The organism is Mycobacterium lehmannii (genome assembly GCF_001499925.1).
GTDB classification, from domain to species: domain Bacteria; phylum Actinomycetota; class Actinomycetes; order Mycobacteriales; family Mycobacteriaceae; genus Mycobacterium; species Mycobacterium lehmannii.
Map to the genome: position 1 here is coordinate 442,161 of NZ_LQIR01000001.1, position 18,136 is coordinate 460,296.

At 64.5% G+C, this 18,136-nt stretch carries 15 protein-coding genes; 11 read left to right on the forward strand and 4 right to left on the reverse strand.

What is annotated here, in order from left to right; all coding sequences use genetic code 11:
- Positions 1 to 78: 78 nt before the first annotated feature.
- Genes sucB through AU192_RS02195 form a run of 6 tightly spaced genes read left to right on the forward strand, consistent with a single transcriptional unit; the run spans position 79 to position 7,100 of the window.
- Positions 79 to 1,950 carry a 2-oxoglutarate dehydrogenase, E2 component, dihydrolipoamide succinyltransferase gene (gene sucB, locus AU192_RS02170; RefSeq protein ID WP_082694873.1) on the forward strand — a complete coding sequence of 624 codons (1,872 nt, stop codon included), beginning with the start codon at positions 79 to 81 and terminating at the stop codon, positions 1,948 to 1,950.
- 19 nt (positions 1,951 to 1,969) lie between these two features.
- Positions 1,970 to 2,875: a TIGR01777 family oxidoreductase gene (locus tag AU192_RS02175; protein WP_064394035.1), complete on the forward strand. Its 906-nt coding sequence runs from the start codon at positions 1,970 to 1,972 to the stop codon at positions 2,873 to 2,875.
- A gap of 10 nt (positions 2,876 to 2,885) precedes the next feature.
- On the forward strand, positions 2,886 to 3,566 hold the full coding sequence (gene lipB / locus AU192_RS02180; protein WP_064394036.1) for a lipoyl(octanoyl) transferase LipB: 681 nt from the start codon (positions 2,886 to 2,888) through the stop codon (positions 3,564 to 3,566).
- Positions 3,566 to 4,522, forward strand: coding sequence for a lipoyl synthase (gene lipA, locus AU192_RS02185; RefSeq protein ID WP_064394037.1), 957 nt, complete (start codon positions 3,566 to 3,568; stop codon positions 4,520 to 4,522). The genes lipB and lipA overlap by 1 nt, the downstream gene beginning before the upstream one ends.
- Positions 4,523 to 4,526: 4 nt before the next feature.
- Complete coding sequence (locus AU192_RS02190) at positions 4,527 to 5,279, forward strand: DUF4191 domain-containing protein (RefSeq protein WP_064394038.1); 753 nt, start codon at positions 4,527 to 4,529, stop codon at positions 5,277 to 5,279.
- Positions 5,280 to 5,303: 24 nt separating this feature from the next.
- The gene (locus AU192_RS02195) at positions 5,304 to 7,100 is read left to right on the forward strand and encodes an amidohydrolase (protein ID WP_207544897.1); all 1,797 of its coding nucleotides are present in this window, start codon (positions 5,304 to 5,306) and stop codon (positions 7,098 to 7,100) included.
- A 12-nt stretch (positions 7,101 to 7,112) separates the two neighbouring features.
- On the opposite strand, the gene AU192_RS02200 is transcribed toward AU192_RS02195, so the two are convergent.
- Positions 7,113 to 7,595, reverse strand: a complete 483-nt coding sequence (locus tag AU192_RS02200) for an RDD family protein (RefSeq protein WP_064394039.1) — start codon at positions 7,593 to 7,595, stop codon at positions 7,113 to 7,115.
- A 155-nt stretch (positions 7,596 to 7,750) separates the two neighbouring features.
- Between AU192_RS02200 and glnA the strand changes: the two genes are divergently transcribed.
- Positions 7,751 to 9,187 carry a type I glutamate--ammonia ligase gene (gene glnA / locus AU192_RS02205; protein ID WP_064394040.1) on the forward strand — a complete coding sequence of 479 codons (1,437 nt, stop codon included), beginning with the start codon at positions 7,751 to 7,753 and terminating at the stop codon, positions 9,185 to 9,187.
- Between the two features lie 303 nt (positions 9,188 to 9,490).
- Positions 9,491 to 10,450 carry a UDP-glucose 4-epimerase GalE gene (gene galE / locus AU192_RS02210; protein WP_064394041.1) on the forward strand — a complete coding sequence of 320 codons (960 nt, stop codon included), beginning with the start codon at positions 9,491 to 9,493 and terminating at the stop codon, positions 10,448 to 10,450.
- Positions 10,451 to 10,536: 86 nt separating this feature from the next.
- Here galE and AU192_RS02215 read toward each other — a convergent pair whose 3' ends face one another.
- Positions 10,537 to 11,529 carry a polysaccharide deacetylase family protein gene (locus AU192_RS02215; RefSeq protein ID WP_064394042.1) on the reverse strand — a complete coding sequence of 331 codons (993 nt, stop codon included), beginning with the start codon at positions 11,527 to 11,529 and terminating at the stop codon, positions 10,537 to 10,539.
- A gap of 112 nt (positions 11,530 to 11,641) precedes the next feature.
- On the opposite strand from AU192_RS02215, the gene AU192_RS02220 reads away from it, so the two are divergent.
- Positions 11,642 to 12,853, forward strand: a complete 1,212-nt coding sequence (locus tag AU192_RS02220) for a glycosyltransferase (protein ID WP_242656880.1) — start codon at positions 11,642 to 11,644, stop codon at positions 12,851 to 12,853.
- A gap of 45 nt (positions 12,854 to 12,898) precedes the next feature.
- Here AU192_RS02220 and AU192_RS24935 read toward each other — a convergent pair whose 3' ends face one another.
- Together AU192_RS24935 and AU192_RS02230 are read right to left on the reverse strand one after the other, a co-directional pair.
- On the reverse strand, positions 12,899 to 13,642 hold the full coding sequence (locus AU192_RS24935) for a heparin lyase I family protein (RefSeq protein ID WP_158220788.1): 744 nt from the start codon (positions 13,640 to 13,642) through the stop codon (positions 12,899 to 12,901).
- Positions 13,643 to 13,845: 203 nt separating this feature from the next.
- On the reverse strand, positions 13,846 to 15,105 hold the full coding sequence (locus AU192_RS02230; protein ID WP_064394044.1) for a nucleotide sugar dehydrogenase: 1,260 nt from the start codon (positions 15,103 to 15,105) through the stop codon (positions 13,846 to 13,848).
- A 206-nt stretch (positions 15,106 to 15,311) separates the two neighbouring features.
- Here AU192_RS02230 and AU192_RS02235 point away from each other — a divergent pair, with 206 nt between their 5' ends.
- Together AU192_RS02235 and AU192_RS02240 are read left to right on the forward strand one after the other, a co-directional pair.
- The gene (locus tag AU192_RS02235) at positions 15,312 to 16,625 is read left to right on the forward strand and encodes a glycosyltransferase family 4 protein (RefSeq protein WP_064394045.1); all 1,314 of its coding nucleotides are present in this window, start codon (positions 15,312 to 15,314) and stop codon (positions 16,623 to 16,625) included.
- A gap of 70 nt (positions 16,626 to 16,695) precedes the next feature.
- The gene (locus AU192_RS02240) at positions 16,696 to 17,901 is read left to right on the forward strand and encodes a glycosyltransferase family 4 protein (RefSeq protein ID WP_064394046.1); all 1,206 of its coding nucleotides are present in this window, start codon (positions 16,696 to 16,698) and stop codon (positions 17,899 to 17,901) included.
- Positions 17,902 to 18,136 lie beyond the last annotated feature (235 nt).

An 18,136-nucleotide genomic window follows, 5' to 3' on the forward strand; every position in this document is an offset into this window, starting at 1 on the left:
CGGACGTGACAGGATGGGTATGCAGACAATCACCCAGCACGACTGACGACCGTTCAAGGGAGCGAGGTAGTCAATCACATGGCCATCACCGTTGAGATGCCCGCACTCGGTGAGAGCGTTACCGAGGGGACTGTCACCCGATGGCTCAAGCAAGAGGGTGACACGGTCGAACAAGATGAGCCATTGCTCGAAGTCTCCACCGACAAGGTCGACACCGAGATCCCCGCGCCCGCTTCCGGTGTGCTGAAGAAGATCATCGCCCAGGAGGACGACACGGTCGAGGTGGGCGGCGAGTTGGCGGTCATCGGTGATGCCGACGACGGCGACTCCGGAGGATCCGACGACTCCGAGGAAGCGTCGGACGACGAGGACCAAGGGTCCGACGACGAGCAGCCCGCCGAGGAGGAGAAGCCCGCCGAGGAACCGGCCGCGCAGCCCGAGCCCGCAGCCGAAGAGACCGAAGACGAGCCCGAGCCCGACGACAAGGACGAGGAAAAGCCCGCCGCGAAGTCCTCGGGTGAGTCTTCGGGTAAGTCGACGCCGGTCCTGATGCCCGAACTCGGCGAGTCGGTGACCGAAGGCACCGTGACCCGCTGGCTGAAGAAGGTCGGCGACAGCGTGGAGATCGACGAACCGCTGCTCGAGGTGTCGACCGACAAAGTTGATACCGAGATTCCGTCGCCCGTGGCGGGCACCTTGATCTCGATCACCGCCGAAGAGGACGACACCGTCGAGGTGGGCGGCGAGCTGGCCAAGATCGGTGATGCCGACGCAGAAGCCGAGCCCGAACCGGAACCGGAGCCCGAACCGGAGCCAGAGCCCGAACCGGAGCCGGAACCTGAGCCCGAACCCAAGGAAGAGAAGAAGCCGGAGCGGAAGGAAGACAAGAAGCCGGAACCGGCGCAGGAGTCCAAGCCGGAACCGAAGCCCGAACCGAAGCCCGAACCCAAATCCGAGTCCAAGTCCGAACCGCAGCCGGCAAGCGAGTCCGGGCCCTACGTCACCCCGTTGGTGCGAAAGTTGGCCGCGGAGAACAACGTTGACCTCGCCAGCGTGAAGGGCACCGGGGTCGGCGGCCGCATCCGCAAGCAGGACGTGCTCGCGGCCGCGGAGGCCGGCAAGAAACCGGCGGCGTCGACCGAACAGGCGGCCGAGGCCCCGGGCAGGTCGCCCGCGGCGGCGAAAGCGCCCGCGGATGCCGACGCGTCGGCGGCGTCGCTCGCACACCTGCGCGGCACCACCCAGAAGGCCACCCGGATCCGGCAGCTGACCGCGAAGAAGACGCGCGAATCCCTGCAGGCGACAGCGCAATTGACGCAGACCCACGAGGTCGACATGACCAGGATCGTGTCGCTGCGGGCGCGGGCGAAGGCGGGGTTCGCCGAACGCGAGGGCGTCAACCTGACGTACCTGCCGTTCATCGCCGTCGCCGTCATCGACGCGCTCAAGGCGCATCCCAACGTGAACGCCAGCTACAACGAGGAAACCAAGGAGATCACCTACTACGACGCCGAGCATCTCGGTATCGCGGTCGACACGGAGCAGGGTCTGCTCTCGCCGGTCATCAAGAACGCCGGTGACCTGTCGCTGGCCGGGCTGGCCCGCGCGATCTCCGACATCGCCGCGCGCGCCAGGTCGAGTGACCTCAAGCCCGACGAGCTGTCCGGCGGGACGTTCACCATCACCAACATCGGCAGCCAGGGCGCGCTGTTCGACACGCCGATCCTGGTGCCGCCGCAGGCGGCGATGCTGGGAACCGGCGCGATCGTCAAGCGGCCGAGGGTGATCGCCGACGAGTTCGGCAACGAGTCGATCGGTGTGCGTTCGGTGTGCTACCTACCGCTGACATACGACCACCGGCTGATCGACGGTGCCGATGCGGGGCGCTTCCTGACCACCATCAAGCGTCGCCTAGAAGAGGGCGCATTCGAGGCCGATCTGGGTCTCTAGAACGCCTCTAGAGAATCTCGTGTCCGAACCCGTCATCGCGATCGCGGGATCGTCCGGTCTGATCGGCACGGCTCTGGTCTACGCGTTGCGCGCCACCGACCACCGTGTGCTGCGCATCGTCCGGCGCGCACCGTCGAACGCCGACGAGGTGTTCTGGAACCCCGACACCGGCGAATTCGACCCGGCGATGCTGGCCGGGGTGGACGCCGTGGTCAACATGTGCGGGGTCAACGTCGGGGAGAAGCGATGGTCGGGCGCCTTCAAGCAGAGCCTGCGTGACAGCCGCATCGGCCCGACCGAGGTGTTGGCCACCGCAGTCGCCGAGGCCGGGGTTCCGGTGCTGGTCAACGCCAGCGCGGTCGGCTACTACGGCGACACCGGGTCCCAGATCGCCGACGAGACCGCCCCTGCAGGTGACGGGTTCCTCGCCCACTTGTGCGTGGACTGGGAAGCCGCCACCTGGCCCGCTCGCCAGGACGGCGCCCGGGTGGTGCTCGTGCGCTCGGGGCTGGTGCTGGCACAGGCCGGAGGCATGCTCGGCAGGCTCAAGCCGCTGTTCTCCCTGGGGCTTGGCGCTCGGCTGGGCAACGGGCGCCAGTACATGCCGTGGATCAGCCTCGAGGACGAGATCCGCGCGCTGCTGTTCGCGATATCGCACGACGAGCTGTCGGGTCCGGTGAACCTCACCGGCCCGGCGCCGGTCACCAACGCCGAGTTCACCACGGCGTTGGGCCGCGCGGTCAACCGCCCGACACCGCTGATGGTGCCCGGGTTCGCGTTGCGCGCGGCAATGGGCGAGTTCGCCGACGAGGGTTTGCTCGGCGGTCAACGCGCCATCCCCGCCGCGCTCGAGCGGGCCGGATTCGTTTTCCACCACAACACCATTGGTGAAGCGTTGGCGTTCGCCACCGCGCGCCCGGAGTAGCGTCGAGGTCATGACGCATTCGATCCGGTCGGCGACAGTGCCGGTCGAGGTGCGCCGACTCGGTTCGGTCGACTACGAGAACGCCTGGCAGCTGCAACGAGCGATCGCCGACCAGCGCGTGGCGGGCGGCCCGGACACCCTGCTGCTGCTCGAGCACCCGCCGGTGTACACCGCCGGGCGGCGCACGCTCGCCGAGGAGCGGCCGAACCCCGGGACCGGCGGCACTCCCGTCATCGACACCGACCGCGGCGGAAAGATCACCTGGCACGGCCCCGGCCAACTCGTCGGCTATCCGATCATCGGCCTTGCCGAACCGCTCGACGTCGTCAACTTCGTGCGACGGCTCGAGGAGTCGTTGATCAAGGTCTGCACCGACCTCGGCGTGCCGACCGGCCGGGTGGAGGGCCGCTCCGGAGTGTGGGTCGCTGCCGATGAGAACGGCCCGGCCCGCAAGATCGGCGCCATCGGCATCCGGGTGTCGCGGGCGACCACCCTGCACGGATTCGCGCTCAACTGCGACTGTGACCTGACGGCGTTCAACGCGATCGTGCCGTGCGGCATCGCCGACGCCGGGGTGACTTCGCTGTCAACCGAACTGGGGCGCCGCGTCGCGGTCTCCGACGTCATCGACCGGGTGGCCGACGCTGTGTGCGATGCGCTCGACGGTCGGCTAGAGGTAGCGTTGACGTAGTGACTGTCGTTCCTTCATCCAATGTCGCCGGCCATGCGGCTCCGGAAGGCCGGCGGCTGCTGCGTCTCGAGGTCCGCAACGCCGAGACGCCGATCGAGCGCAAGCCGCCGTGGATCAAGACCCGCGCCAAGATGGGCCCGGAGTACCAGGAACTCAAGGCGCTGGTGAAGCGCGAGGGTCTGCACACGGTCTGCGAGGAGGCCGGCTGCCCCAACATCTTCGAATGCTGGGAGGACCGCGAGGCCACGTTCCTGATCGGCGGTGAGCAGTGCACGCGTCGCTGCGATTTCTGCCAGATCGACACCGGCAAGCCCGCCGAACTCGACCGCGACGAGCCGCGCCGGGTCGCCGAGAGCGTGCAGGCGATGGGGTTGCGCTACTCGACCGTGACCGGGGTGGCCCGCGACGACCTGCCTGACGGCGCCGCCTGGCTGTACGCCGAGACGGTCCGCGCGATCAAGGCGCTCAACCCCAACACCGGTGTCGAGTTGCTGATCCCCGACTTCAACGGTGAGCCGAACCTGCTGCAGCAGGTATTCGAGTCCCGTCCAGAAGTGTTGGCGCACAACGTCGAAACGGTCCCGCGGATCTTCAAGCGCATCCGGCCCGCGTTTCGCTACGAGCGCAGCCTCGACGTGCTGACCGCGGCGCGAGACTTCGGGCTGGTGACGAAGTCGAACCTGATCCTCGGGATGGGCGAGACGCCCGAGGAGGTGCGGACCGCGCTGACCGATCTGTACGACGCGGGCTGCCACATCGTCACGATCACCCAGTACCTGCGGCCGTCGGTGCGCCACCACCCGGTGGAGCGTTGGGTGCACCCCGACGAGTTCGTCGAGCATGAGCAGTTCGCGCAGCGCCTCGGCTTCGCCGGTGTGTTGGCCGGACCGCTGGTGCGCTCGTCGTATCGTGCGGGTCGGTTGTACGCCCAGGCCAAATCGGCGTCCGTATCCTGAAGCAATGGCGAAAACCCGCGATCCAAAGGCACTGAAGGCTGCGAAGGCCGAAGCCAAGGCGGCTCGTAAGGCGGCGTCCAAACAGCGCCGCAGCCAGCTGTGGCAGGCGTTCCAGATTCAGCGTAAAGAGGACAAGCGTCTGCTGCCGTACATGATCGGCGCATTCGTGCTGATCGTCGCCGCTTCGGTGGCGCTCGGCATCTTCGCGGGCGGTTTCACCACCTACATGATGATTCCGCTCGGCATTGTGCTCGGGGCGCTGGTCGCGTTCATCATCTTCGGCAGGCGCGCGCAGAAGTCGGTGTACAGCAAGGCCGAGGGCCAGACGGGCGCAGCGGCCTGGGCGCTGGACAACATGCGGGGCAAGTGGCGGGTGACGCCCGGTGTCGCGGCGACGGGCCACTTCGACGCGGTGCACCGGGTGATCGGCAGGCCGGGAGTCATCTTCGTCGGCGAGGGGTCGCCGTCGCGCGTGCGGCCGCTGCTGGCGCAGGAGAAGAAGCGCACGGCTCGGCTGGTCGGCGACACCCCGATCTACGACGTCATCATCGGCAACGGCGAGGGTGAAGTTCCGCTGGCCAAACTGGAGCGCCACCTGAACAAGCTGCCCGCGAACATCACCGTCAAGCAGTTGGACGCGCTGGAGTCGCGGCTGGCCGCGTTGGGCACCAAGGTCGGGCCCGCCGCGATGCCCAAGGGCCCGCTGCCGGCGCAGGCCAAGATGCGGGGCGTGCAGCGCACGGTGAGGCGGCGGTAGGGCAGCTTCGGCCGGACGCGCGGTATGTGCACCGCCTGCGAATGGGCAGGCTATTTCGCGAATCGACGGACCGTGTTGCGCGCGGGCGCTGTGGTCCTCGCCGCGACCGCGGCCAGCAGCGCCTGCTCTCCGAGCGTCCCGTCCGGGAGCGGCTCCGACGCCACGGCTACCGATGGCGCGGCCGACTACGTGTTCCGCAACGGCCCGATCTACACCGTCGCAGGCCCGGCGCAGTGGGCACAGGCGGTGGCGGTGCGGGGCAACACCATCACACACGTCGGCGACGAGGCGGGCGCGATGGCGCTCGTCGGTCCCGACACCCAGGTGGTCGACCTGCAGGGCCGGCTGCTGATGCCCGGCTTCGTCGAGGGCCACACCCACCCGTTCCTCGGCGCCTTCCTCACCTCGGGTGTCGACCTGCAGGTGCCCACGGGTGCCGACGCGCTGGCCGCGATCGAGCAGTACGCGAAACAGCACCCGACCGGACCGGTGCGCGGATTCGGTTGGCGCGTCGACATGTTCGGTCCCGACGGACCTAGTCGCGCCGACCTCGACCGCGTGCTGCCCGACCGGCCGGGCTTCTTCTTCGCCATCGACGGGCACAGCCTGTGGGCCAACAGCAAGGCGCTCGAGATCGCAGGCGTCGGCCGCGACACGCCGGATCCGATTCCGGGTTTCAGCTACTACGTACGCGACGGCAACGGCGATCCGACCGGATATGTGCTCGAGGTCAACGCCGTTCTCGGTCTCGTCGATGCGATCGAGCCGATCTCACCGCAGACCATGGGGCGGTTGCTCGAAGAATGGCTGCCCAAGGCGTCCGCGGCCGGCATCACGTCGGTGTTCGACGCCGGCGTGCCACCCATCGGCTCGGATCAGGGCGCGCTGATCGGCTTGTACACCGACGTCGAGGACCGCGGTCAGCTGCCGTTCCGCGTGGTGGCCTCGTACAGCGTGCGATCGGCGCCGGTGGATGACGTCGTACAGGCGGTGACCGACGTCAGGGATCGGTTCTCGACTGACCTGGTGCGCGCCGACGTCGTCAAGATCGTCGGCGACGGAACCCAGGGCGGATACACCGCATGGCTCATCGAGCCTTATGCGGACAAACCCGATTCCACGGGCGGATCCCCGTTCACCGAGCAGCAGTGGCACCAGCTCATCGGTCAGATCGACGCCGCGGGTTTCGACGTGCATGTACACGCCTGCGGGGAACGCACCGCCCGCGTCGCCCTCGATGCGATCGAGCGCGCCGCGGCCGCCAATCCCCCGCGCGACCGCAGGCATGCGATCGCGCACCTGGTCTACGTCGAGGACCCCGACAGCCGGCGCTTCGGCGAACTCGGCGTCGTCGCCCAGTTCTCGGCCAACTGGATGTCCGCGGATCCGGACACGCTGCAGAACATGGCTGCCCGCTACGGGCCACCACGAAAGGACCTGATGTATCGCCCCCAAGACGTGTTGAAGTCGGGCGGGCGCATCTCGTTGGGCACCGACTGGCCGGCCGCGGGCTACTTCTCGACCTACAAACCGCTCGATGCGATCCAGATCGGTGTCACCCGTCAGCTGATCGGCCAACCGGATGCGCCGGTGCTGGCGCCCGCGAACCAACGGCTGACCGTCGCGGAGGCGGTGCACGCCAACACGCTGGACGCGGCCTATCAGATCCGGATGGACGACAAGGTGGGTTCACTCGAGGTCGGCAAGCTCGCCGACATGATCGTCGTGAGCAAGAACATCTTCGCGATCGACCCGCACGACATCGCCGGAGCGAACGTCACGATGACGATGATGAACGGCCAGATCCGCCACGAGGCGTGACCTTCGGAGCGGTCAGCGCCGGACCACCGCCGTGTTGCTGAAGCGGTCCTGGTAACCGCGGAAGTCCCTATCGGTGAACAGCGCGGGTATGACGAAGAACACCAGCAGCCCGCGCACCGCGGCACGGCCAACACCGACGTGCTGGCGGTGGTCGATCGAGGCGACCCGCAGCCCGAGCGCCCACTGTCCGGGGGTGAAGCCGTACAACCGCACCGAGATGATGCCGAGCACCAGCCACACCACCGCGATGGACGTCGACCCCAATGGCGAATACAGGAAAGCGTCCTTGCTGATGAATCCGAGGTTCACGGCGAGCCCCACCAGCCCGTATGCGATGAACCAGTCGAGCATCAGCGCGCCGATTCGCCTGCCGAACCGGGCGATGGACCCCGGGCCGGTCTCCGGTAAACCGAGGCGCTTGCCGGGATAGTCGTTGGGTCCCGCGTCGCTGGTCGGATCCGGTCCCGACAGCCAGGACCCGAGTGTGCGGGCCATACACTGAAGGATATGGGACTCGAAAGAAGTCCATTGGCCGCCGGCGACTGGCCCTGATGTGATTGCGTAACTTCAGCGCAACATTCGGTTGACGACCGTGCAACATCGTGTCCTTAGCGTCAACCCGCGAGTTACTGGATAAAGGAGACAACTCAGTGGCAGAAAAGACGGCCGACGACATTCTCAAGCTCATCAAGGACGGGGAAGTCGAGTACGTCGACATCCGATTCTGCGATCTGCCCGGCGTCGTCCAGCACTTCTCGATCCCGGCTTCGGCCTTCACCCAGGACGTCTTCGAGGACGGCCTGGCCTTCGACGGCTCGTCGGTTCGCGGGTTCCAGTCGATCCACGAATCCGACATGATGCTGCTTCCGGATCCCGAGACCGCACGCATCGACCCGTTCCGCGCCGCCAAGACGCTGAACATGAACTTCTTCGTGCACGATCCGTTCACCCGCGAGGCCTACTCGCGCGATCCCCGCAACGTCGCCCGCAAGGCGGAGAACTACCTGGCCAGCACTGGCATCGCCGACACCGCGTACTTCGGCGCCGAGGCCGAGTTCTACATCTTCGACTCGGTGACCTTCGACTCGCGGATCAACGGGACCTTCTACGAGGTGGACTCGGAGTCGGGCTGGTGGAACACCGGTGAGCCGCTGGAGGCCGACGGAAGCCCCAACCGCGGCTACAAGGTCCGGCCCAAGGGCGGCTACTTCCCCGTCGCGCCCTACGACCACTACGTTGACCTGCGCGACCAGATGGCGACCAACCTGCAGAACGCGGGCTTCGTGCTCGAGCGTGGCCACCACGAGGTCGGCACCGCGGGCCAGGCCGAGATCAACTACAAGTTCAACACCATGCTGCATGCGGCCGACGATGTGCTGCTGTTCAAGTACATCATCAAGAACACCGCCTGGCAGGCCGGCAAGACGGTCACGTTCATGCCCAAGCCGCTGTTCGGTGACAACGGCTCCGGTATGCATGCGCACCAGTCGCTGTGGAAGGACGGCCAGCCGCTGTTCCACGACGAGTCCGGCTACGCGGGACTGTCCGACCTCGCCCGCCACTACATCGGCGGCATCCTGCACCACGCGCCGTCGCTGCTGGCGTTCACCAACCCGACGGTGAACTCCTACAAGCGGCTGGTTCCCGGTTACGAGGCGCCGATCAACCTGGTGTACAGCCAGCGCAACCGCTCGGCGTGTGTGCGTATCCCGATCACCGGCAACAATCCGAAGGCCAAGCGCCTCGAGTTCCGCTGCCCGGACAGCTCGGGTAACCCGTACCTGGCGTTCGCGGCCATGCTCATGGCAGGCATCGACGGGATCAAGAAGAAGATCGAGCCGCTGACGCCGGTCGACAAGGACCTCTACGAGCTGCCCCCGGAAGAGGCCGCCAACATCCCGCAGGCGCCCACCTCGCTGTCGGCGGTCATCGACAAGCTCGAAGAGGACCACGACTACCTCACCGAGGGCGGGGTGTTCACCGAGGACCTGATCGAGACGTGGATCTCCTACAAGCGGGAGAACGAGATCATGCCGATCCAGATCCGGCCGCATCCGTACGAGGTTGCGCTGTACTTCGACGTGTAACGAGTGATTTCGGCGTAGTTGGTAACAGTCAGTGTGGCCAACTACGCCTCGATCGCTGATCGCCGCCCGGTGATCGTTTGACGATGACCCAGAACCTCGACGCGAGGCCAGCTGGTTTGTCTTCTCCCGACACAGTCGGATTCTTCACTGCGCATCGCAGCGTTGATCGCCTCCGGCCAGACGGCGGTTTCCCACGTCTGGGAGTTTGCGTTCTGCTGGTGGCCGCCCTGGGTTGCTCGATGTGGTCTCATGAATGATGCCGTCGGCCCTCAATCGCATCGCGTTCAGCCCTAGGAGTTTGCGGTGAGAGTCTTGGTGACGGGTGGAGCAGGATACATTGGAGCACACGTAGTCAGGGCGCTGCAGCAGGCGGGGCATAACGTCGCCGCCCTCGACGACCTCTCCACCGGAAGTCGTAGCCGCCTCGCTTCTGACATTGCGCTGTTCGTTGGTTCTGTGCTCGATGACGGCTTCGTCGAATCGTCATTGCGTGCACATTCCGCGGAGGCCGTCGTGCACATCGCAGCAAAGAAGGCCGTGGAAGAGTCCATTGCTGATCCACTGAAGTACTACAACGAAAACGTAATCGGCATGCATAGGGTGCTGTCCGCAATGGTCGCCGCCGGAACAACGCGCATTCTGTTCTCCTCTAGCGCAGCGGTTTACGGAGTCGTTTCGGACAGCCCGGTGATCGAGACCTCGCCGACCGTTCCATCGTCGCCGTACGGTTGGACGAAATTGATGGGCGAGCAGATGATTCGCGACGTCGCGGCGGCGCATCGGATCAGCTGGTCGGCGCTGCGATATTTCAATGTGGCCGGTACCGCCGAACCGAGGATGGCCGACCGAGGCGAGAACAATCTGATTCCAAGGGTATTCAGGGCGATCACCTCGGGTGTGCGTCCCAAGGTCTACGGCAATACCTATCCGACTCCAGACGGAACGTGCATCCGCGACTACGTCCATGTCGAGGACGTCGCGGATGCGCACGTAGCCGTCATCAACCATATGGTCACCACCGACTTAGCCGACACATATAACGTCGGTACCGGTACCGGCACTAGCGTCCTCGAGGTCATGACCGCGACACGACAGGTGACAGGCATCGAATTCTCGTGCGACATCACCGCGCCGAGGCCTGGTGACCCCGCCCAAGTAGTTGCCGACCCGGGGCTGATACGTGACGAACTAGGTTGGGAATCAAGACATGATTTAGCCAGCGCCGTCGAGAGCGCTTGGCGCGCATGGTCAGATGCGGACTAGCTGAGCTTCCAAGAGGCGCTCCGCTAGCTCGCCGGCGCGCCTCACGTGCGCTTCGTCCATACCCCTCCAAACGCGACGAACAGTGGTCAGGTCAGCGCGCCGGAGGTCAGCAACCGGAAGCGGGCGAACGACAGGTCGCTGCCAATGCCCAGCCTCGGCAGGGCTAGCGGATCGCTGTCGCGGTCGGCGAAGCCCTCGACGGTCGACAGCGCCCACCGCACGCCGCGGCGGCGCAGCGCCTGCTTGGCGCGGTCGTCGAAATCCTGTACGCGGCCGTTGGGATAGGCGAAAACTCTTGGCGCGCGGCCGGTCTCCTCCTGCAGCGCATCGCAGGAGTCGTCAATCTCGCGCTGTACCTTCTCGTCCGGGCACCGCGCGAGGATCGGGTGGGTCACGGTGTGCGGGTACAGGGTGATCCGCCCGTCGGCAGCAAGCGCGCGGGCCTGCGACCAGGAGAGCATCTCAAACGGCCCGGGATCGTTGTCGGCTTGCTGCCCGAGGGTGCCGATCAGCCACTCGGTCCGCTCGATCCGCTGGTTGTCGGGCAGCGCTTTGAGCCGATTCACCGCCGCGGCGTACACCTTTCCGCGGCGGGCGGCGCTGCCGAGAGGGTGTGCGCCCAAGCCGAGGGTGGTCAGATCAACCTCGGTGTGTTCCGTGCGGGCGAACGCCAGCCACAACCGGTCGGGCCATAGCGTCTCACAGGTGCCCATCGGCCCGGTGGCCAAGAAAACTGCTGCGGGTAGCCCAAGGCTGCGCAGGATGGGCGCGGCCTGTGTGGCGAGGTTGCGGGTTCCGTCGTCGAACGTCAGCGTTGCTGCCCGGTCCGGAAGAGTCCCCGTTTCAAGCTGCTCCAGCGCCTCCTCGAGCGGAAGGACCCGATAAACCTGTCGGACGTACTCGAGTTGCCGGCGAAAGGCGGTGGCATCGAGAACATGCCAGCATGGCGGTATCAACGTTGTGGGCTCGACACCGTGATACATCAGAATCGCCAGCTGACCTCGACGGTGCCGCCGCGCGATTGCCGGCACTCCAGTAGCGCACAGCAGTCGCGCCACCGCTTCTTTTGCCAACGTCATCCCCTTCGACCAGAGATGTCGAAATCTGCAAAACATACCAAACGCCACCTGCGCACATACGCGTGCGATAGACAGGGATTGGCGTATCCGCCATCCGGGAAGATGCAACCAGATGACCCATGAACACAGTTCGACGCCCGATTCGGACCTGCCGATCCGCGTGATGATGGTGCTCGACTCGTTCAGCTTCGGGGGCGCAGAGAACCTGGTCGCCGAACTGGGCCGGCACGCGTCTGCTTCACTGGACATCTCGGTCGCCAGCCTGCAACCCGCTGGCCAGGGCAGTAACCAGCTGCTGGACCGCCTTACCGAGTCGGGCCTGAAACCGACGTTTCTGGGTATGCGCCGGCTGCTTGACCCGGTGGGCTTCATGCGGGTCGTTCGCGCGATTCGGCAGGCGCCCGTCGACGTCGTGCACGCGCATCTTGGCTACGCCGCGATCGTCGTTCCAATAGCCGCGCGCCTGGCCGGCAAGCCGGCCGTCGCCACCCTGCACGTCAATCCTCCGCACCGGCTGCGGGGTGGTGAGTGGCTCAAGGAGCGGCTGTCCATCCGGGTGCCCGCGCGTCTGGGGCGGCTTGTCCTGATCTCCCAGCACGCCCGCGAGGAGTTCGCCCAACGACACGGCCCGGCACGCGACACCTGGCGAGTGATCCCCAACGGCGTCGACACGACGAGCTATGCGCCGCGGCCGAGGGCCCAATCGGTCGATGCCCCGGTGTGGGCGTGCGTCGCCGCGATGCGTCCGGACAAGAACCATGTCGGTCTGGTGCGGGCCTGGGCAGCCGTGGTGGCCGCACACCCGCGCGCGACCTTGCTCATCGTCGGGGACGGCCCGAGCCGGGACGCCACAGAAGCCGCGATCGAAGAGCTCGGCCTGATCGCCAACGTGCGCATGCTGGGACGCCGCGAGGACGTGGTCGACATCCTGCACGGCGTGGACGGGGTGGTATCGGCATCCATCGACGAGGCGCTGCCCACGGCATTGATCGAAGCTGCCGCGTGCGGACTGCCAGTAGTGGCGGCCGACGCCGGCGGCACCCGCGAGATCGTGATCGATGGGGTCACCGGGCGGCTGGTGCCGATCAGCGACGACGAGGCGCTGACCGCGGCGCTACTGGACGTGATCGACCACCCGGAGCGAGCCGAGGAGTTCGGCAGGGCGGGACGCGATCTCATCGAGAACCGGTATGCGTTGTCGACATGGGTCGACAACCTGACGGACCTGTATGCCGAAGTGATTGCCGAGCGGGGGAAGCGCCGATACCCGCGGCGACGGTGCGCGGGGGTGGCGGGGATGACAAAACGCGATGGTCCGGGATGATCCTGCCCTACTTGGAGGATGACTCCCTCCGGCACGGCTGCAGCGTCAAACCCATCCGCCCGGCGGTTTGACGACAGCCAACGGCCTGACTATTCGCGCCGATAAATCTGCGCGACCCCACTCGATGTTGACGTGGTAAACAACGGCGGGGTCATCCACATTGTGCTGGTAGATGCCCCAATGGGGATATGCGAGGGGGCCGTCGTCGTTGTAGTAGCCGATTGCGGTGTCAACATCAACGATCCGTTTGCCGTCCAGCCATACATCCAGGTGACCGTCTCTACCAAGCAGGCCCGCTACCACCACATTGTGCGCGACGCCATCGGTGGGGCGACTCTTCGAATAGTGGATCACATTGCGGCTGGGGTCGTCGTCGGATCGTGTCGACACGATGAAATCGCCGTCCCGCAACTCGATGGCGAATACTGGTGAGCGACCCGCTACGGTGTCCACGGAATGCCATTGGTGAATGATGTCGTGGTAGGGACTGGGAATTTCGCCGTCGGCGTCGAACGGTAGGTGGTCGGGCCCGACCACGAAGGAGAATGAGGACCATAGGGTTTCGCCGGAATTGTATTTCTCACCTTTCGAAACGAGTTCAGATCGGCGATTATTATTCGCTTCATCACCACTCCAGCCGAAATCATTATTACGCACCTCAAACCGATAGACGTCGCGGGCTGGAATGGAAAAGGCATAGTCCTTTTCCACCGCCGATACACTCATCGGCTGCGAATCAATGACCAAATTTTCCGTAGCACTACGCGGAAGCCCTGTGCCAGAATTCACACTGACCTCCGCAGGGGTCCCCATAGGAGGGTTGCTAGGCATTGCAGTCGCGACAAGGGCGAGTGCGAACACCCCTATCGTAGGGGCCAGCGCCCGACCAGCGAGGATTTTTCCCCTCACCCGCTTGATGGTAGTTCCAGTCTGAGAAATTGCCCAGGCGGATTCGCGCAAGCATGGCAACGGGCGGTCACGCAATAGCTTGGCTAGGCTAGGCGCTTGACGTCTACGGTTCGGACCGCTTTCAGCGAGTACTCAGCAGCGGTACCTCGGGTGTCGATCACCAAATCCCATTCACCACTCTCGGCTGCCGCTTGATCCACGAGAAGTTGCCGTATGAACGGTGAATTGGACAACACTCCTAGGTTCTGCCCCATGAGGTTCTCTGGCGCAACGTGTGGATCAAAAATCGACAACTGATATCCGGCCGTGATCAGCATGCGGGCCAGGTCGACATTCGGGCTTTCGCGTAAGTCGTCAGTATTGTCCTTAAAGGCGATCCCGACCATCAATACACGCGATCCATGGTTCAGGCCGCGGGTCGCGTACTCGAATATAAACGACTTGTGAGCTTCATTTGACGCGGTAAGAGAGTCGATGAGATGGGTGAATCCGCCAGACATCCGGGAGATGTGCTGCAACGCCCGAACGTCTTTCGGCAGGCATGACCCACCGAAGGCGCCTCCTGGTCTGAGATAGAGCGTCGAGATATTCAGCTTGGTATCCGAGATGAAGATCTTATGAATTTCGGATGCACTGATGCCCAATTGGATACACAAGCGCCCAATCTCGTTGGCAAAGACCGTCTTGACCGCGTGGAATGTATTGTCGACGAACTTCGTGATCTCGCTCTCCCGGTACTTCACATAGAAGACAGGCGCATCGATGGTTTCATTGACCCTGTCGAGCACGACACAACGACCCCCGGTCGCTGTTCCAATCACGATCTTGGGAGGGTGGAAGAAATCCTCGATAGCGGACGACTCGCGCAGGAATTCTGGGTTGTATACGAGCTCGATGCGTGAAGTCTCCTCGTCGAGCACACTGGTGATAATCGGCCGTATCAGTTCCTCGATGGTCCCCGGACGGATTGTCGACCGATACGCAACGGTGAGCTTGCTGCCCGGGTGTGCCTTCACCAGTTCGGCTAGTTGGCGCGAGACTTCGGCGATGTGGGTCATGTTGTGCGATCCGTCCGCTGCGCTCGGCGTTCCCACGCAAACGATGACGAGTTCGCACTCGGCGACTTCCGGGACGAGAGTCGTAGAGGCCGTGATCAACCCATGAGTGCGCGCGCGCGAAACCAGGTCGTCCACCCCCGGCTCGGTAATCGGTGAGCGACCGTCGAGAATCGCCTTCACCTTCGTCTCATTCGGATCTATGCCGATCACGTCATGCCCCTGGCTTGCTAGGCACGCGGCAGCAGTGGTGCCGACGTACCCAAGGCCCAAGACGGCGATCTTCACGGCTCCCCCTCACCCAGGTCGCGTCGAGGATAGCGCCGGTCGTTTCCACCAAGGTGCCGTACGAGCAGAAAGGCGGTGTACGAGTCGGGTCTTGATCGTTTGACCACAATCGAATTCGAAGCAATCATGACCACACCGACCAATGGGGCGGGGTGACCGAGACTGTCACCTGATCGTCCAGCGGACCCAGCCTGAGAGGAGGCATCGTGGGCGACGGCCAATTGCCGAAAGTGATGGACTGCGAATCCGCACCGCAATCCCTGCGAATCGCGTTGGTCTACAGCCGCATTCCGTTCCCCATGATGCGGGGCGATCAGATGACCGTGGCGCACCTCATCAGCTTTCTTGCTCAGCGCGGTCACGCCGTCGACCTGTACACCCTGGCCGTCGACGGTCAGTTGGACGAAAAGCAGGCGCAGTGGTTGAAGCAAGCATGCCGCAAGATTCAAATCTATCCTCAGCCTTGGTACGCGAAGCTGGCCGGGCTCACGCTCGGATCATTCTCTCTGTTGCCTCTCCAGGTGAGCATGTTCCGCAATCACAGCCTGAAGCGTGATCTTGCCCGGGCAATCGAATCCGGCAACTACGACATCGTGTACTGCTATTACCCTCGCACGGCGCCGGCGATTCCCACCGCCGTGAAGACGATGCCGGCCACCGCGTCGTTCCTTGCGCTCCAACTGTCGCAGACGCTCAACACGAAACGGATGGCCGATAATGAGCGCAGTCTGCTGATGCGGTGGGTCTATCGCCTTGAGACCGTCGTGATGGGGCGATACGAGGCCAGAGTTTGGCAGGATTTCAATAAGGTGGTCCTCATCGGACCTGCCGACGTAACGGCGATCAAGGAGCAATGTCGCAAACACGGTCAACCGGAAATCGACAACTGGATCTACGGAGCGCACGGTACCGACACCAGCAAGTTTGTCGCCGCTCGTCCGAACGAGGTCGTGCCGGGCCGCGTGATCTTTTCCGGGTCAATGCTTTACCCGCCAAACATCCAGGCAGTCCTCTGGTTCGTCCAGAACGTGTGGCCGACAGTACGCGCTGAAGTACCTGATGCGACCTTGGTGATCCAAGGCCGTGATCCAGCACCGGCGTTGCTGAAGTTGGACGGAAGAAAAGGCATTTGGGTGACCGGCACGGTACCTGACGTGGGTGTGCTCATTCGATCGGCACAGGTCTGCGTCAATCCGATGCGCGCCGCCGGTGGCATGCAGAACAAGTTGATCGAGTACATGGCATCTGGCAAAGCCGTAGTCGCCTCGTCCGTGGCGAACGAGGGTATCCGGGCGCCCCAAGAGACGGTGGTCATCGCCGATGATCCAGATCCGTTCGCTGATGCTGTGATTCGACTATTGAGAGATCCCGAGTCAGCTGCGAGGTTGGGCACTGCAGCCCGCCAGTATGTGCTTTCCGAATGGACCTGGGAGAAGCACTTCTTGGATCTGGAACTCGCGTTCTACGCAGCGTGCGCTGAACCGCCGGACCTGCTTGACACAAGAAGCAGCAATCTATGAGCACGACATCCTAGAAGCACGCTGCACACGGTCGGCGGCGGACAGACGGACCACGAAAGGCGTCGGCACAATGTCCAAGCGACCCATCCTACTGGTGGAATTCTCGCCGTCCGGTGGGCTATTCCAGTTCGCCATGCAACTTGGAGACGCGCTCGCGGCCACGGGGGAACAGGTTGAGTTACTAACCGGTCCCGAACCCGAGCTGTCCGCGACCCAACCCGGGTGCACAGTGCGTCCGGTATTGCCGACGTGGCACCCTAAGGACGGTGCGGATGGTGCACCGACATCACGGGTGCTTCGCATCGCTCGAAGGGGTTGGCGGGCTGCGAAGTTGATGCTCGCCTGGGTGGTCCTGGGCTGGTATCTGGTCCGGATTCGACCTCGCGCGGTGCTTTGGTCGCATTGGCGATTCAGCTTCGAGCCGCTGTTCGTCGTCTTGATCGCTGCCGTTCTTCGCAACGTGACGCTGGGAATAGTCGCACACGAGCCACTCCCACGTTCGGACGCGAAGAACACCAGTCGACCGAAATCCGGGAGGTTCTTCTCGTTCGCCTTCGGTGCGGCGTGGCGTCGAATGGATGTCGCCTTCACGCTGGGGCCCCAAACCAGGAATCTGGTGCTGGAGCACTGGCGTCCTCGCGGGGAGGTGGTAGTGATCCCGCACGGCGACGAGAGAGTGCTGGGCGTAGGGCCAGCCGTTGCCCGAGTTGCCGATACCGCTCCTGTCGCGTTGTTCTTCGGTACGTGGTCCACCCGCAAAGGAATCCATGTGCTTCTTGACGCTTTTGCGCTGGTGCTCAAGAGCCTGCCCGAAGCTCGTCTGATCCTCGCTGGAGCGGTCGACGCCGCAGTTGACCTCGATGCTTTGCTGGCCCGCGCCGATGAGATCGGAAACATCGACGCTCGCCCTGGTTACGTTGCGGTCGATGAAGTCTCAAGCCTCTTTTCCAGCGTGCGCCTCGTCGCGACGCCCTATCTCCAGGCTGCCCAAAGTGGTGTCGCACATCTGGCGTACACCTTCGCCCGACCGGTGGTGGCGACTGCGATCGGGGACATTCCGCAGGTGGTCAAAGACGGCAAGACGGGTCTCTTGGTGCGCCCGAATAATCGTGAGGAACTGGCCGACGCGATGCTGGTGCTTCTGCGTGACGCGCAGCGCGCGGACGACATGGGCGCTGCCGGGCAGCGGAGCGTCGCCGGAGCTTGGGAAACGGCCGCGATGCGGGTGTCCGAGGCGCTCGGCCGCTGTCGCCCATGGGTTCCGGAATCGAAATAGTGGCATCCTAGAAGCGCTGGCATGATCGCGCAGGTGACGCGGATACGGCGATCAGGTCGCAAACCTGATGCCCCATCCATCAGGCTGCCGTGTCAAGGACTGGGGCGCGTGCCGACTCGCGGACCTGGGTTTGCGGATTCCGAAAAGGCTCGCTCGCACGAAATACCCGGGCCGAGTCGTTCGGCGCGGCCAACGATCTGGACGGGGACCGGGTGGGTGGTTCCGGTGCCCGATC